This window comes from Streptomyces sp. NPDC034086 (assembly GCF_055575515.1).
In genome coordinates this window covers 323622-337627 of the sequence record NZ_JBVISM010000005.1, presented here as the reverse complement: position 1 = coordinate 337627, position 14006 = coordinate 323622, and the positions used below count along the sequence as shown (strand labels likewise).

Here is a 14006-nt window from a genome sequence, read left to right as displayed (position 1 = left end):
CAGCTACTGGATACTGGCAGTATCTTGTTGTGGTGTCCAATCGCCGATGGCGTGTACCGGCCGGCCGGGACCGCGGACCAGGAGGGAAGCCGTATGAAGATCTCGGAGCTCAGCCGGCTCACCGGCGTGCCGGTCGCCAGCATCAAGTACTTCCGGCGGCAGGGTCTGCTCCCCGCGGGGCGGGCGACCGCCGCGACCCTGGCGGAGTACGGGGAGGAGCACGCGGAGCGGCTGCGGCTGATCAAGGCCCTGACCACGCTCGGCGGCCTGTCCATCGCCGCCACCCGTGAGGTGCTCGCCGCCGTCGACCAGGCCCACAGCACCGAGGGCGCGCTCGGCGCGATCAGCTACGCGCTCCCGGTGCCGGTCGCCTCCCAGCGCCCGGAGGGCGGCGCGGAGGAGAGCGAGGCCGAGGAGGCCGCCGGAGCGGAGGTGTCCGAGCTGCTCACGGCCCTGGACTGGCGGGCGCCCGCCACCTCGCCCCACGTGCAGGGGCTCACGGCCGCGCTCAAGGAGCTGCGCCGGCTCGACGCCCAGTACGCCCCGGGCGAGCTGGCCGCGTACGCCCGGCTCGCCGAGTCGGTGGCCCGGCTGGACCTGGAGCGCGCCTCGTGCCTCGACGATCCGGTGGCCCTGGCGGAGCGGGCCGTCATCGTCTTCGCGATCTGCGCCCCGGTCTTCGAGCTGCTGCGGCGCCTCGCCCAGGAGGACCAGGTCCGGCGCCGCGTCCCGGAGGACGGCGCCGGCTCCACGGGGTCCCCCTGAGCCCCGCCGTCCAGGCCCCGCCGGGCCTCACCCGGTGACGGTGTCGCCGTGGCGGTGGGCCACCCTCCACTCGCCGCCCTCCCGCCGGTACACCTGGGTGGCCCGCAGGGTGTAGGTCCGCGGTGCTCCGTCCACGGAGGCGGAGACGTGTTCCAGGGCCGCCGTGTAGGCCATGTCGCCCACCACGTCGTACGCCTGGAGTTCGAACTCGTACGAGGCGCAGTCGGAGAAGCTCTCCCCGAGGCGGGTGAACAGCGCGTCGAGTTCCCGCTGCCCGAAGGCGTTGCGCCACGCCCCCAGCACACTGACCGGCTCATCGCGCGACCACAAGGCCCGCCGGGGCGCGGGATCACCGTCGTGCAGCGCGCGTTCCGCCTCGTACAAGGCGGTCCTGACCCAGTCCAGGAACTCGTCTCGGTCGCTCATGACCACATCATGCCCCGCCCCGACGGTGGCCGCCCGGGCTGCGCGGCGGTACCGCCGGGGTCCCTGCGGGGCGGCGGCCGGCGGCGGGCCGCCGGGCTCAGATGGTGACGCAGATGCCGTCCTCGATGGTGCGGCCGTCCCGCTCCAGGCCGCCGCAGACGAGCTTGGCGTCCGCCTGCTCGTAACCCACCGTCCAGCGGTGGGAGGCGGCGTTGACCCTCGGGCCGTGGAAGTTGCCCCAGTAGGAGCGGAGCGTGCCCGGCAGACCGTCCTTGGTCTGGACGGTGATGTCCTGTACGAAGCGGTTGTGGTGGGCGGTCATCACGCAGATGTACCTCCCGCACTGGCTGTCGACGCCGCTGGGGCGGGCGTCGGCGGGGGCACCGGCGGTGAGCGCCAGGGTGAAGCCGGTTGCCAGGGTGGCGGCGAGGTACCGCAGGCGGTTGTTCATGGAAAGGGCCGTCTCTCTGTCGCTACTCGGGGAACGCCGACGGGCGGCGGTGACAGCCGTGCCCGAAGGGAACACGTACCTGATCACGATCCGTTTGTAACGACCCGCGGTCCGCCCGGGACAGGGCTCCGGGGGTAACTCACCCGCCTGGACCAGTGCGTTCACCTGGTGAAACGCCACTGCACCGGCGGAGCGGGACGGCCGGAAACAAACAAGGGCAAGGAGCACGCGCTCCTCGCCACTCTCAACATATAGCGCACTGGGGGGCTTGCGGCAAGGCCCCCGGCCCCCCGCAGAATGGGCGGCCGAATCCAGAACCTGTGAAAAAGTCTCGTCGAATGGGTGTTTTTCATGATTGACGTCATCGTGACGGGCTGCGGTCCGACCGGCCTGATGCTGGCCCGCGAACTGCGGCTGCACGGCGTCCGCGTGCTCGTCCTGGAGAAGGAGACCCAGCAGTCCAGGCAGTCCCGTGCGCGCGGCCTGCACGCGCGCAGCATCGAGGTGATGGACCAGCGCGGTCTGCTCGAGCCGTTCCTCGCGCGCGGCGAACGGTTCACGGTCGGCGGCTTCTTCGCCGGGGTCGGCACCTCGTGGCCGGACGGACTCGACACCACGCATTCCTACGTGCTTTCCATCCCGCAGGCGGTCACGGAACGCCTGCTGACCGAGTCCGCCACCGGGCTCGGCGTCGAGATCCGGCGCGGCCGCGAACTCGTCGGGCTGAGCCAGGACGAGGAGGGGGTGACCGTCGTGCTGGCGGACGGCACGCGACTGCGCTCGCGGTACCTCGTCGGCTGCGACGGCGGCCGCAGCACGGTGCGCAAGCTGCTCGGGATCGGCTTCCCCGGTGAACCGAGCCGGGTCGAGACCCTGCTGGCCGACGTGGAGCTGACCGCGTCCCCGGAGACCCTGGCGACGGTGATCGCGGAGGTCCGCAGGACCGAGACGCGGTTCGGTGCCATACCCGAGGGGGACGGGGTGTACCGGTTCATCGTCCCCGCCGAGGGAATCGCCGAGGACCGTACCGTCCCGCCGACCCTCGATGAACTGCGGCGGCAGCTGAAGGCGTACGCCGGGACCGACTTCGGCGTGCACTCGCCGCGCTGGATCTCCCGCTTCGGTGACGCGACGCGGCTGGCCGAGCGGTACCGGTCCGGCCGGGTGCTGCTGGCCGGTGACGCGGCGCACATCCACCCGCCGACCGGCGGGCAGGGGCTCAACCTGGGCCTCCAGGACGCGTTCAACCTCGGCTGGAAGCTCGCCGCCGAGGTGGCCGGCTGGGCGCCGGAGGGACTTCTGGACACCTACCACGCGGAACGCCACCCGGTGGCGGCCGACGTCCTGGACAACACGCGCGCCCAGATGCAGCTGATGTCGAACGAGCCGGGCCCCCGTTCGGTGCGCCGGCTGCTGGCGGAACTGACGCGGTTCGAGGACGTGAACCGGTACCTGGTCGAGAAGATCACGGCGATCGGCGTCCGCTACGACTTCGGCGACGGGCACGAACTGCTCGGCAAGCGGCTGCGGGACGTGCGGCTGGGACGGGGCCGTCTCTACGAGCTGATGCACGGCGGCCGCGGGCTGCTGCTCGACCAGACCGGCCGGCTCTCGGCGGAGGGCTGGACGGACCGGGTCGACCACGTCGTCGACGTCAGCGGCGAACTGGACGTGCCCGCCGTACTGCTGCGTCCGGACGGCCACGTCGCGTGGGCCGGCGAGGACCAGCAGGACCTGCTCGGCGCGCTGCCGAAGTGGTTCGGGTCCGCCGCCGGCTGAACCGTCGGCCCTCCCGGGGCGGCGGTCGCGTGACCGGGGACCGGGGAACGGGCAGCGGGCCCCGGCAGGGTCCCTGACGGCGGCTCACGGACGACGTCGCGGGCGGCCGGGTCGGCGATCACCGTGTCCGGGCCGTCCCCGCAGTCGATCCGGTCGTAGCCGCCGTCCCGGCTGAGGGTCCCGGTCGTCGCCGACGCCCCGGCGAAGGCGTTCCCCGTCCGCGGGACGGGCCGGCCGTCGGGGTCGGACGGCCGAATGCCCCGTGCGGCAGCGGTCACACCGTGTGCTGGTGGAGGACGTCCAGGTAGAAGCGGGTGCGGTCCGCCACGTCCGCTTCCGCCGTCGGCAGGCCGAACACCGCACAGGTGCCGGCGGGGTGGGTGATGACGCCGGACTGTTCGTCGAAGGTCAGGACGGGGTCGGCCTCGTACCGGCAGCCGGCGGCGTCGAGGGCGGCGGTGAAGTCCTCGCGCAGGACGGTCGCCGTGTACGCCCCGGCGTCCGGCAGCACGCACTCCGGCAGTCTGACCGCCGCGCCCGGCCGGAAGCGCAACGAGATCCCGCTGACGTGCCCGCGGGTGACGAAGAGTTCCAGCCCGCCCCAGGCGTACGGGTACCCGTCGAAGCCGGGGCCCTTCATCAGGATGACGGGGTGCGGCCGCCCGGGGCCGAGGAGTTCCTCGGCTCCGGCCAGCGGCATCCCGCAGTGGAGCGGGCCGGCCCGGCCGGTCGAGGCGAAACCGACGAGCGCGTTCATCAGGGTCACGACGGTGACGGTGGCACTCCCGGCGGCAGTCCGCACGCGGATTATTGCTTCGCAGAGCGGCACCCCCGCGGCGAGGCCGCTGACGCGTGGCGCGAAAGGGATCACGGCGGCGCTCGCCGGGGCGGGCGGTCCCTATGCTGGCGGGCATGATCGACATACCCCTTTCGGCGCTCGAGGTCGCGATGGTCCAGACCGGCACCCGGGCGGTGGACACCCTGCGGGACACCGCGGCCTTCGCGCGGGAGCTGGAACGGCTCGGTTACCACCGGATCTGGTACGCCGAGCACCACCACTCCCCCGCGATCGGCGCCTTTCCGCCGGTCGTCCTGACCGCCCACGCCGCGGCCTCCACCTCCGCCGTCCGTCTCGGCTCCGGAGGCGTACTGGCCCCCAACCACGCGCCCCTCACGGTCGCGGAGCAGTTCGGGACGCTGGCCGCGCTGCACGAGGACCGCATCGACCTGGGCATCGGCCGGGGCCCCGGTACCTTCGACGAAGGGATCGCCCGGGCCCTGCGCCGGGGGGCCGGGCCGGCGACGGACGCGGAGTACCGCGAGGACGTGGCCTCGATCCTGTCCCTGCTGGTCGACGAGGTCGCCCTCGGGCCGCTGCCCGAGCCGTGGCTGCTGGCCTCCAGCACCGCGGGGGCGGCTCTGGCCGGGGAACTCGGCCTCCCGGTGGCCGTCGCCCACCACATCCGGCCGGAGAACACCCGCGCGGTCCTGGACCGTTACCGGACGGCGTTCACGCCTTCGCGCTGGTGCGCCCGGCCCCGGGTGCTGCTGTGCGTGGAGACGGTGTGCGCCGAGACGGAGGAAGAGGCCCTGTGGCGGGGCGGGCCGATGAACGTCGTCAAGGCCGGGCTGCTCAAGGGGGTCAGCGACATGCCCTTCCCCACCCCGGAGGAGGCCGCCGCCCACCCCTTCACCGAGGAGGAGCGGCAGGCCCTCGCGGGCTTCCGCGCCCAGCAGGCCGTCGGCAGCCCCGACACCGTCGTACGGCGCCTCGCGCAGCTGGCCGACGAGGCCGGCGCCGACGAGCTGATGCTGACCACGCCCGTTTACGACGTCCGCGACCGCGTCCGCTCGTACGAGCTGATCAGGAAGCACGCGGGATAACCGGGTGGAGCGGGCGGCGGGTCCCGGGCCGGACGGGCGGGTGCGGGGGCCCGGCCGGCCGCCCTCGTTACTTCTCCAGCGCCCGGACCGCCCGGCGCTCCAGGTCCACGCAGCGGTCCACGCGCTCCGCGCAGGCGTCGAAGAGTTCCCGCCGCTCCTGCGGACCGGCCCCCGGGTCGGCGTCGCGGGCCAGCATGGCCAGTTGCGACCAGTGGCCGGCGGACTCCCGGAAGAGCCCGGCCGCCTCCGGGCGTCCGACGAGGTCGAGGAAGTCGGCGTACAGCGGGCGGGTGGCCCCCGGAGCGGTCCACTCCTCCTCCAGGCACGCGTACAGCCGCCCGGTGCCGGCGCGCAGGGCCTCGGGCGAGCTGCCGAACCGCCGCTCCCAGCCCGCCGCCGTGGTGCCGTCGCGCAGCTGGGCGGCGAACTTCTCCATGCCGGTGAAGCCGAAGTTCACGTCGAACTCGTTGCCCAGCACGGGCCCCGTGAGGTGCGTGACGGTGGAGGCGATCGCGCCGTCCACGTCCGGCTCCCCCTCGGCCGGGCCCGTGGGCACGATCAGCTGGTGGCGGCCCTTGCGGTGGGCGGTCCAGGCGGCGCCGAACTCCTCGCGGTCGATCCGGTAGGGGGTTTCGGCGCCGTCCTCGACCAGCAGGTCGTCGCCGTCGTAACCCGCGATGACGACGGTGTACGGGTCGGTTCCCGTCATCTCGGCGTCCGGGTCGGCCGCGTGCCAGGGCAGGGAGGAGCGGTCGACCACGCAGAAGGCGGGCTGCCCCGCGTCCAGCGCCGCGCGGACCCGGCCCCAGCGGGGGTTCATCGCGCGGGTGGCCTCGTACGGGACCCCGAGGCGGCCGAGCGCGACCTGCACCCAGGGCTCGGGGTGGGCCTGGGCCACGATCGTGAGGATCGGCAGGCGTCCCTCGTACTCGAAGACGAAGTACATGAAGCCGATGCCCCCGGCGAGGCCGGCCACGAGCTCCTCGTCGTGGACGCTGCCCAGGGCGTGCCGGATCAGCGAGGCCTCGCGGTGGCGGCCGGTGCCGAAGTCTTCGTATACGAGCACAGTCATGGGGTGAGCCTAACCGCGCGGGGCCGCGGCCGGTGACCGGCCGCGGCCCGGTGCGGGAGGGGTGTCAGCGCGGTGCGGGGATCACGTCGCGCGTCTCGTCGGCCTCGATGCCCGCGGTGCGGCGGCCGGGTGCTCCGGGGGGCGCCTCGTCCGCGCAGACGGTGCCCGGGGCGGGCAGCGCGAGGGTGGCGAGGTACCGCGTGGCGAGGGCGCTGACGCACGCGCTGCGGTTGTAGGCGGTGTGGCCTTCGGCGTCGAAGGTCAGCAGGCGCCCGTTCTCGAGCGTCCGGGTGAGGGTCACGGCGTCCTGGTACGGGGTGTCCGGGTCGCCCGTCGTGCCGAGGACGAGGATCGGCGCCGAACCGGCCGCGCGGTAGGAGCCCTCGAAGCGGCTGGGGCGCTCCGCCCGCCACTGGGCGCAGGTGGTCGCGTGGTTGTGGTCGTAGGTCGGCGGGCCGAAGCCGATCGGCGGTCCGAGCAGCGGGGCGGCGGCCGCTTCGGCGCTGACCAGCGCGGCCACCGCGAGGGGGCCGGCGGGGTAGGCGCGGTCGGCGCACTCGACGGCCAGGTTGACGTTGAGGAAGTCGAAGGATCCGGGTGAGGGCGGGTTCAGCAGGAAGGAGGGCTGGCGTTCCTGGGCCGCGCGCAGGGCCTGTCCCAGGTGGGGCCAGATCTCCTTGCCGGCGTTGATGTTGAACATCAGGCGGTAGGCGAGGGTGTAGCCGGTGGCGGGTCGTCCGCTCGCGGTGACGACGGGGTCGGCGTCCAGTGCCCGCTTGAGCTCCTCGAAGGCCTCGCGGGGGCGGCCGTCGCCGAATCCGCACGCGGCGGCGTTCCGCGCGCACCAGTCCAGGAACCGGCCGGCCGCCGCGTCCAGGGCGGCGAACTGCGCGGCGTCGTAGGCGTAGGGGACGTCGGCGTAACTGCGGGGGTCGTAGGCACCGTCCAGGACCATGGCCCGGACGCGCCGGGGGAACCGCGCGGCGTAGACGGTGCCGACGTAGCTGCCGAAGGAGCGGCCGTAGAAGGTGAGCGTCCGCTCGCCGAGGGCCTGGCGGAGCAGGTCGATGTCCTCGGCGTTGGAGCCGGTGCCGACGTACGGCACGAGGTCCGCGGCCCGCTCCCGGCAGGCGGTGGCGAAGTCGAGGCCCTGCCGGATCGCGCCGCGCACGGCTCCCGGGCCGGGTACGCCGCGCGCGGCGTCCACGGCGGCGGCGTACTCCTTGTCGTTCCAGCACTCCACCTGCCCGCTGCGGCCCACACCGCGCATGTCGTAGCCGACGACGTCGAAGGCGTCGCGGAGGGAGGCGGGGAGGTTCTCGTGGCTGTTGCGGGCGAAGTCCACACCGGAGTTGCCGGGCCCGCCGGGGTGCAGCAGCAGGACACCGGTGCGGTGGGCCGGGTCGGCCGCCGGCTTGCGGGTGACCGCGAGGGGGATCGTGCGCCCGGCCGGGTCGCGGTAGTCCAGCGGTACGCGGGCCGTCGCGCACTCGAAGCCGTCCTCCGGGCGGTCGGCGCAGGGGCCCCAGGTGAGGGTGGGGACGGGCGGGCCGGCGGGCGGTGCCGCCGTGGCGGCCCCGGGCGCGGCCCCGAACAGGGCGGTGACCGCGATCAGCGCGAGGGATATCCCCCACACCACTCGCTGGTGCGGTGCATCGGCCGGACGGTTCCGCATGCGGCGGACTCTCCTCTGTGGCGGGTCGGCGGAGGGCCGCGCGCGGCCGGGGTTCGTGGACGCCCTCGCCCGGCCGGGCGGCGTGGTCAGGTTCGCACCACGGCGCCCGGCGGGACAGACATCGGGAGGTCATCTTTCCGGCCGGGACGGGCGGTGCGTCAGCCTTCGACACCCGTGGCGTGGTGCGGGGCACCGACCGGCTTGGACTCCGGGGAGCCGCGCTGGCGCAGGTAGACGGAGAGGATCGCCATCGCGGCGACCGCGAGCAGTTCGGACTGCCAGTTCTGCAGGGACCGGTTCCAGAAGTCCGCGGAGGCGAGGTACGCGCCCCAGCTCAGCGGCTCCTGGAGCTGGCGCACCTGCTGTTCGCCGTGGGCCGCGGCTCCGCTGGTGGCCTGGGCGAGCCAGGACAGCAGGAAGAGCATCGCCATCACCAGTCCGAGGGAACGCGAGTAGAGCGACTGCCTCCAGCCCCCGGTGCCCGCCCAGCGCGGGGAGTCCGTCCTGGCGTGGGCGCCCATGCGCTGCTCGCGGTCGCTCTCGGTCCCGGCCTTGTGCAGTTCCTTGGACTCCGGGGAGCCGCGCTGCAGGAGCCAGACGGTGCCGAAGATGTAGAGGAAGAACTGGAGGAACTCCGACTGCCAGTTCTCGGTGACGTCCACGGCGAAGTCCGAGGACATCAGGTAGTCCCCGAATCCGAGGGGCTCCAGCCCGTCGACCGCGAGCGCCTCGTTGAACTCGGCGTGTCCGGCGACGGCCTGGCCGGCCAGTACGAGCAGGAACCCCGCTCCGAAGGCGAGGGTCAGGCTGTTGTCGTGCCAGAAGCCCCGGCGTCCGCCCTTGCTCCCGCTTCCGCCGTCGCCGCCGCCGCCGTGGTCCTCGCCGTGGTCCGCGGGCGCGTTCACCGGTGCATCACCCCCAGGGCGATGAAGTAGCCGAGGCCGCCCAGGATGACCGCGAGACAGGTGATGAAGAGGCCTTTCATCTCACTCCCCCTTGAGCGTGCACTGGTACGGACGGTCGGGGCGCGGTGTGCAGCCCGCCGCCACCACCTTCCAGCCGCCGCGGAACTGCGACAGGAACAGGGTGTCGGCGCTCAGCCGCAACAGCGCCTGCCTGCCGTACACCTCGGTGGCGCGTACGGGGCCGCCGCGCGGCACGTCCGCTCCGGGCAGCGCCTGGGCGCAGGGTCGTTTCTCCTCCTGCTCGAGCTGTTCGCGGGTGCCGGGGGCGAGCAGTGCGCACGCCGCCGCGTGGTCGGAGGCGGCCAGAGCGTGTTCGAAGGCGGCCGCCGCGTCCCGGGCCGCGTGCTGCCGCGGTGCGGGCGCCTCGCACCCGGCCAGCAGGGTGGCCCCCGCGGAGCAGGCGAGGGCGGCCGCCAGGGTTCGCGGAAGGCGGTGCCGGGGCCGGGCCCGCGCGGGTGTGGTGCTGTCCAAGCCGCTCCTCCTGACGCCGTACGGCGGGCACGCAGCGGGTGCACCGCGTCCGTCAGGGTTTCCCCGCGGGCGGGTCGCGTCCCGGTCCGGGGCGGGAATGCACCCGTGCGTGGTAGCCCGGGCGGCGGTCGGCGGCGCCCGGGCCCCGCCGGTTGACCAGCCGGCCCTTCGGATCGCGCGGCGGGTCGGCCTCGTCCACCGCGGAGGTCACTCCGTGAGGGTGGGCGGCGTGGTCAGGAACGGGCGCAGTTCGAGCCACTCGTGGATCGGCTCGCCGCCCGCCCCGGGGGCCGCCGACAGTTCGCCGGCCAGCTCGACGGCGCGCTCGTAGCTGTCGACGTCGATCACCATCCATCCGGCGATGAGGTCCTTGGTCTCGGCGAACGGGCCGCTGGTGACCGGCGGGCGTCCCTCCCCGTCGTAGCGGACGAAGGTCCCCTCGGGGGCGAGCGCCTGGCCGTCGACGAACTCGCCGCTCTTCTCGAGCCGGGCCGCGAAGTCGTTCATGTACTGGATGTGGGCCGAGACCTCCTCCGGCGTCCACTGGTCCATGGGGACGTCGTTGACCGCCGCCGGGGCGCCTCGGTAGTGCTTGAGCAGCAGGTACTTGGCCATGGTGACGCTCCTCGGTGCTGGTGCGGCCCGGTGCGGCCGCTTGCGTACGGGGGACGGAGCCGTCCGCGGCTTCTCGGCACCGCCCGGAACCGCTTCCGGCGGGCCTCCCGCACGTACGCGGGCCCGCGCGGGCGCGCCGTCCGGTGCCGCGGCTTCACGAGGTGAGGGCCGGCCGGCCGCCGGGGGTGAAGGTCACCGGCAGGCTCAGGGGGCCGCGCAGGCCGCCGGGACGCCAGGGGATGCCGTCCGGCGGTACGGCCGGCGCGAGCCCGGGGAGCCTGCGCAGGGCCGTGCCGATGGCGATCTCGCCTTCCAGCCGGGCCAGTGGTGCGCCCAGGCAGTAGTGGATGCCGTGCCCGAAGGCCAGGTGGGGGTTGTCCCGGCGGGTGACGTCCAGGCGGTCGGGGTCGTGGAAGCGTGCCGGGTCGCGGTCCGCGATGGCCGAGGCGATCAGTACGGTCGAGCCGCGCGGGATCCTCCGCCCGGCGATCTCGACGTCCTCGCGGGCGAACCGGGCGATGCCGGGGCTGACCGGGCCGTCGTAGCGGAGGAACTCCTCGACCGCCCCCGGCAGCAGCCCCGGATCGGAGTGCAGCCGGGCCAGCTGGCCGGGGTGGGTGAGCAGCATGGCGAGGCCGCCGCCGATCAGGTTGACGGTGGTGATGTAGCCGGCGGCCAGCAGCAGGAAGACCATGGCGATCAGCTCGTCCTCGGTGAGCCGGCCTTCCTCGTCCCGGGCGGTGACGAGGCCGCTGAGCAGGTCGTCACCCGGGTGGGCCCGCTTGTCCCGGAGGAGCCCGGTGACGTAGCCGTGCATGTGCTGCCACGCCTCGTTGACCACGGCGGGGTCCGGCGGCTCCGCGCCCCGTGTGATCAGTCGGTCCGTCCAGCGCTGGAAGTCCTGGCGGTCGTCCGCAGGCACCCCGAGCAGTTCACCGATCACCGTGACCGGGAGCGGCAGCGCGAGGTCCGCGACGAGGTCGGCGTGGCCGGCGGGGGCGACGGCGTCCAGCAGGCGGTCGGTGACGGCCTGGATCCGGGGCCGCATCCCGGCCACCCGGTGGGCCGTGAACGCCTTGGACACCAGGCGGCGCAGGCGGGTGTGGTCGGGCGGGTCGCTGCGGAGCATGTTGCCGAGCATCGCCTCGCGTTCCGTGCCGGGCAGCTGCCGCAGCAGCCGGGCGTCCGTGGCGTCGCGTACGTCACTGCTGAGGCGGGGGTCCGACAGGGCCGCCAGCGCGTCCTCGTAGCGGGTGACGAGCCAGGCCTCCAGGCCGCCCGCGATGACCGCGCGGTGTACGGGCGCCTCCTCGCGCAGGTGCCGGTAGAGCGGGTGGGGGTCCGCGACGAACGCCGGGTCGGCGTAGGGCAGCACGACCGGCCGCTCGCCCGGGGTGTCGCGGGGGCCGTCGCCGAATTCGTCACCGGGGTCGTCACCGGAATCCGTTGTCACCCGGTCATGATGCCCGCCGGGTCAGTTCCGCAGCAGCAGCGCCACGGCGGCGAGTACGGTCGCCAGGGCGAGCGCGGCGAGGCCGTGGCCCGGCCGGTGGCGGCGGAGGAACGGCACCGCCCGGTCCAGCGCGAAGCGCCCGGGGCCGGTCAGGGCCAGGGTGACGGCCGCGGCGACGATCAGGGACTCGAACTCGACGCCCTTCTGGCCGAAGACGGAGCCGGTCCACTTGACCGTGATGGCGTTGAGCATCACGCCGAAGACGGAGGCGGCGGCCAGCGGGGTGAGCAGCCCGAGGACCAGGCCGAGGCCGCCGAGGGTCTCGGTCAGACCGGCGACCGCCGCCATGGTCTCGCCCGCCGGGTAGCCGGCCCTGCTGAAGAACGCACCGGTGCCCCGGAGGCCGGGGCCGTCGAACCACCCGAACAGCTTCTGGGTGCCGTGGACGGTCATGATCATGCCGAGTACCGCGCGCAGCACGGGCAGGCCGACGTCGTAGGGCGTGGTGGTGGCGGGGGAACGGGTCACGGGGGCGAGGATCGCGGCCATCGTGGTGCTTTCTGTCGGCGGTGGCGGGAGTCCCGGGCCGGGGCACGTCCGTCATGCAAGCACGTGGGGGCCGTCCGGCGGGGCCGGGGCGCGCGGGGCCGCCCCGCCCGTGTGGTCCCCGTACCGGCGTCCGGCCCAGTCGTGCGGGGCCGTCAGGCACGGGCCGGCCGGGCCCCGGCGGAAGCCGAGGAAGCGGAGGAGCGTCGTCCTGTACTTCCGCGCGACGGACCGGACGTCGACGGCAGGGCGGGACGGCGGGCGGGCGGGAGCGCGTCCGTGAACGCGCTCCCGGCCGGGCCCCGCGGGGCTCCCTACCCCCGTGGCTTCCCTCCGGAGGCCGGGTCCGGGGTGCGTCCGGCCATCTTGGAGTGGCGGTAGGAGTAGCCGAAGTAGACGACCAGCCCGATGAGGAACCAGAGCGCGAAGCGGATCCACGTCTCCACGCGCAGGTAGGTGATGAGCCAGATCGAGGCGATGACGCCGATCGCGGGGGTGAAGGGCATGAGCGGCGTGCGGAACGTGCGGGGCAGGTCGGGGCGCCGGTAGTGGAGCACGATGACCGAGGTGCACACGACGGCGAAGGCGAGCAGGATCCCGATGTTGGTGAGTTCCGCCGCCTCTCCGATCGGCACGAATCCCGCGATGGCCGCCGATGCCACGCCGACGATCCAGGTGACGCGGGTCGGGACGTGCCGGGTCGGGTGCGTCTTGGCGAACCAGTGGGGCAGCAGTCCGTCACGGCTCATGGAGAACCACACGCGGGTCACGCCGAGCATGAAGGTGAACATCACCGTGAGGATGCCGATGATCGCCCCGACCGCGATGATGTCGGCCACCACGGGCAGCCCGGCCGCCTTGAAGGCGCTGGAGAACCCGCTCTCCGGGTCGACCTCCGTGTACTTCTGCATGCCCGTCAGGACCAGGCAGGCGAGCACGTACAGCACCATGGCGATGGCGAGGGAGTAGATGATCGCCCGGGGCATGTGCCGCTGCGCGTCCTTGGACTCCTCCGCCGCCGTACTCATGGCGTCGTAGCCGAAGACCGCGAAGAAGACCGTGGCCGCGCCGGTGAAGGCGCCGCCGACGCCGAAGGGGAAGAAGGGCGTGTAGTTCTCGGATCTGACGTGGAAGAAGCCGACCACGACGACCAGCAGGACGACCAGCACCTTGAGGACGACCACGACGGTCTCGAAGCGTGCCGCGTTCTTGATGCCCAGGGTGAGCAGGTAGGCCGTGAACAGGCACAGGACGGCCGCGATCAGGTCGAAGCGGTGTCCTTCGCCGGTGCCCGGGGCGCCGAGCATCCAGGTGGGAAGGGAGGCGCCCGTTTCCTCCAGCAGGAAGTTGAAGTAGCCGGAGATGCCGATGGCGACGACCGCGACGATGGCCGTGTACTCCAGCAGCAGGTCCCAGCCGATGAACCAGCCGGCCAGCTCGCCGAGGACGGCGTACCCGTAGGTGTACGCGGAACCGGCCTTCGGGATCAGGCCGGCGAACTCCGCGTAGGAGAAGGCCGCCGCGGCGCTGGCCACGCCGGCGATGAGGAAGGAGACCAGCACCGCCGGTCCCGCGACGCCGTTGGCCACCGTCCCGGCGAGGGTGAAGATGCCGGCGCCGATGATGCCGCCGACGCCGATCGCGGTGAGCTGCCACAGGCCGAGGGTACGGGCGAGCTGCTCACTGGGCGCGCCTTCGGGCTCTTCGATGTGTTCGATCGGTTTGCGGCGGAGTACGCCCTGCCCTGACCACCACGTGGCCATGCTCCGTTCCTTTCGGCCGGGAGTGACGAGCGCACATCATCTCGGAAGCACCCGTCTCGCGGAACTAGGCGCTCCGGCGGGTGGGGATTCCGGTCCGCCCCGGCGGGGCGCCCGGCGTGTCGAGCACCGCCCGGGCCCTGC

General features: G+C 73.6%; 14 protein-coding genes. 3 read left to right on the top strand and 11 right to left on the bottom strand.

The features are described from left to right. The first annotated feature begins 93 nt into the window (after nucleotides 1-93). Entirely contained in the window at nucleotides 94-765 is a 672-nt protein-coding gene (locus tag ACZ514_RS16145; protein ID WP_469124991.1) for a MerR family transcriptional regulator, read from the top strand. A gap of 27 nt (nucleotides 766-792) precedes the next feature. On the opposite strand, the gene ACZ514_RS16140 is transcribed toward ACZ514_RS16145, so the two are convergent. Beyond that, nucleotides 793-1191 carry a nuclear transport factor 2 family protein gene (locus tag ACZ514_RS16140; protein ID WP_468164938.1) on the bottom strand — a complete coding sequence of 133 codons (399 nt, stop codon included), beginning with the start codon at nucleotides 1189-1191 and terminating at the stop codon, nucleotides 793-795. A 97-nt stretch (nucleotides 1192-1288) separates the two neighbouring features. After that, nucleotides 1289-1642, bottom strand: coding sequence for a hypothetical protein (locus ACZ514_RS16135; protein ID WP_468164940.1), 354 nt, complete (start codon nucleotides 1640-1642; stop codon nucleotides 1289-1291). Nucleotides 1643-1993: 351 nt separating this feature from the next. On the opposite strand from ACZ514_RS16135, the gene rox reads away from it, so the two are divergent. After that, nucleotides 1994-3421 (top strand): rifampin monooxygenase, encoded by a 1428-nt coding sequence (rox, locus tag ACZ514_RS16130; protein ID WP_469124990.1) that lies wholly within the window; start codon nucleotides 1994-1996, stop codon nucleotides 3419-3421. A 274-nt stretch (nucleotides 3422-3695) separates the two neighbouring features. Here the strand turns inward: rox and ACZ514_RS16125 are convergent, their stop codons facing one another. Continuing rightward, complete coding sequence (locus ACZ514_RS16125) at nucleotides 3696-4178, bottom strand: hypothetical protein (RefSeq protein ID WP_469125021.1); 483 nt, start codon at nucleotides 4176-4178, stop codon at nucleotides 3696-3698. Between the two features lie 155 nt (nucleotides 4179-4333). On the opposite strand from ACZ514_RS16125, the gene ACZ514_RS16120 reads away from it, so the two are divergent. After that, complete coding sequence (locus ACZ514_RS16120; protein WP_468164944.1) at nucleotides 4334-5305, top strand: LLM class flavin-dependent oxidoreductase; 972 nt, start codon at nucleotides 4334-4336, stop codon at nucleotides 5303-5305. 67 nt (nucleotides 5306-5372) lie between these two features. On the opposite strand, the gene ACZ514_RS16115 is transcribed toward ACZ514_RS16120, so the two are convergent. From ACZ514_RS16115 to ACZ514_RS16080, 8 genes are all read right to left on the bottom strand, one after another. Further along, nucleotides 5373-6377: a BtrH N-terminal domain-containing protein gene (locus tag ACZ514_RS16115; protein WP_468164946.1), complete on the bottom strand. Its 1005-nt coding sequence runs from the start codon at nucleotides 6375-6377 to the stop codon at nucleotides 5373-5375. Between the two features lie 64 nt (nucleotides 6378-6441). Then, entirely contained in the window at nucleotides 6442-8052 is a 1611-nt protein-coding gene (locus ACZ514_RS16110; RefSeq protein ID WP_469124989.1) for an alpha/beta hydrolase, read from the bottom strand. Between the two features lie 158 nt (nucleotides 8053-8210). Beyond that, nucleotides 8211-8957: a DUF6766 family protein gene (locus ACZ514_RS16105; protein ID WP_469124988.1), complete on the bottom strand. Its 747-nt coding sequence runs from the start codon at nucleotides 8955-8957 to the stop codon at nucleotides 8211-8213. Between the two features lie 81 nt (nucleotides 8958-9038). Continuing rightward, nucleotides 9039-9488, bottom strand: a complete 450-nt coding sequence (locus tag ACZ514_RS16100) for a hypothetical protein (RefSeq protein WP_469124987.1) — start codon at nucleotides 9486-9488, stop codon at nucleotides 9039-9041. A 207-nt stretch (nucleotides 9489-9695) separates the two neighbouring features. Next, a complete protein-coding gene (locus ACZ514_RS16095; RefSeq protein WP_468164956.1) occupies nucleotides 9696-10103 on the bottom strand; it encodes a YciI family protein in 408 nt (135 codons plus the stop codon). A 154-nt stretch (nucleotides 10104-10257) separates the two neighbouring features. Then, the gene (locus ACZ514_RS16090; protein ID WP_468699342.1) at nucleotides 10258-11478 is read right to left on the bottom strand and encodes a cytochrome P450 family protein; all 1221 of its coding nucleotides are present in this window, start codon (nucleotides 11476-11478) and stop codon (nucleotides 10258-10260) included. Nucleotides 11479-11577: 99 nt separating this feature from the next. Next, nucleotides 11578-12105 (bottom strand): DoxX family protein, encoded by a 528-nt coding sequence (locus tag ACZ514_RS16085; protein WP_469124986.1) that lies wholly within the window; start codon nucleotides 12103-12105, stop codon nucleotides 11578-11580. Nucleotides 12106-12416: 311 nt separating this feature from the next. Beyond that, the gene (locus ACZ514_RS16080; protein WP_469124985.1) at nucleotides 12417-13865 is read right to left on the bottom strand and encodes an amino acid permease; all 1449 of its coding nucleotides are present in this window, start codon (nucleotides 13863-13865) and stop codon (nucleotides 12417-12419) included. Nucleotides 13866-14006: the final 141 nt, after the last annotated feature.

Coding starts and splice junctions, on each gene's coding strand:
- ACZ514_RS16145 (WP_469124991.1), top strand. CDS start 94: ATGAAGATCTCGGAGCTCAGCCGGCTCACCGGCGTGCCGGTCGCCAGC.
- ACZ514_RS16140 (WP_468164938.1), bottom strand. CDS start 1,191: ATGAGCGACCGAGACGAGTTCCTGGACTGGGTCAGGACCGCCTTGTAC.
- ACZ514_RS16135 (WP_468164940.1), bottom strand. CDS start 1,642: ATGAACAACCGCCTGCGGTACCTCGCCGCCACCCTGGCAACCGGCTTC.
- rox (WP_469124990.1), top strand. CDS start 1,994: ATGATTGACGTCATCGTGACGGGCTGCGGTCCGACCGGCCTGATGCTG.
- ACZ514_RS16125 (WP_469125021.1), bottom strand. CDS start 4,178: ATGAACGCGCTCGTCGGTTTCGCCTCGACCGGCCGGGCCGGCCCGCTC.
- ACZ514_RS16120 (WP_468164944.1), top strand. CDS start 4,334: ATGATCGACATACCCCTTTCGGCGCTCGAGGTCGCGATGGTCCAGACC.
- ACZ514_RS16115 (WP_468164946.1), bottom strand. CDS start 6,377: ATGACTGTGCTCGTATACGAAGACTTCGGCACCGGCCGCCACCGCGAG.
- ACZ514_RS16110 (WP_469124989.1), bottom strand. CDS start 8,052: ATGCGGAACCGTCCGGCCGATGCACCGCACCAGCGAGTGGTGTGGGGG.
- ACZ514_RS16095 (WP_468164956.1), bottom strand. CDS start 10,103: ATGGCCAAGTACCTGCTGCTCAAGCACTACCGAGGCGCCCCGGCGGCG.
- ACZ514_RS16085 (WP_469124986.1), bottom strand. CDS start 12,105: ATGGCCGCGATCCTCGCCCCCGTGACCCGTTCCCCCGCCACCACCACG.
- ACZ514_RS16080 (WP_469124985.1), bottom strand. CDS start 13,865: ATGGCCACGTGGTGGTCAGGGCAGGGCGTACTCCGCCGCAAACCGATC.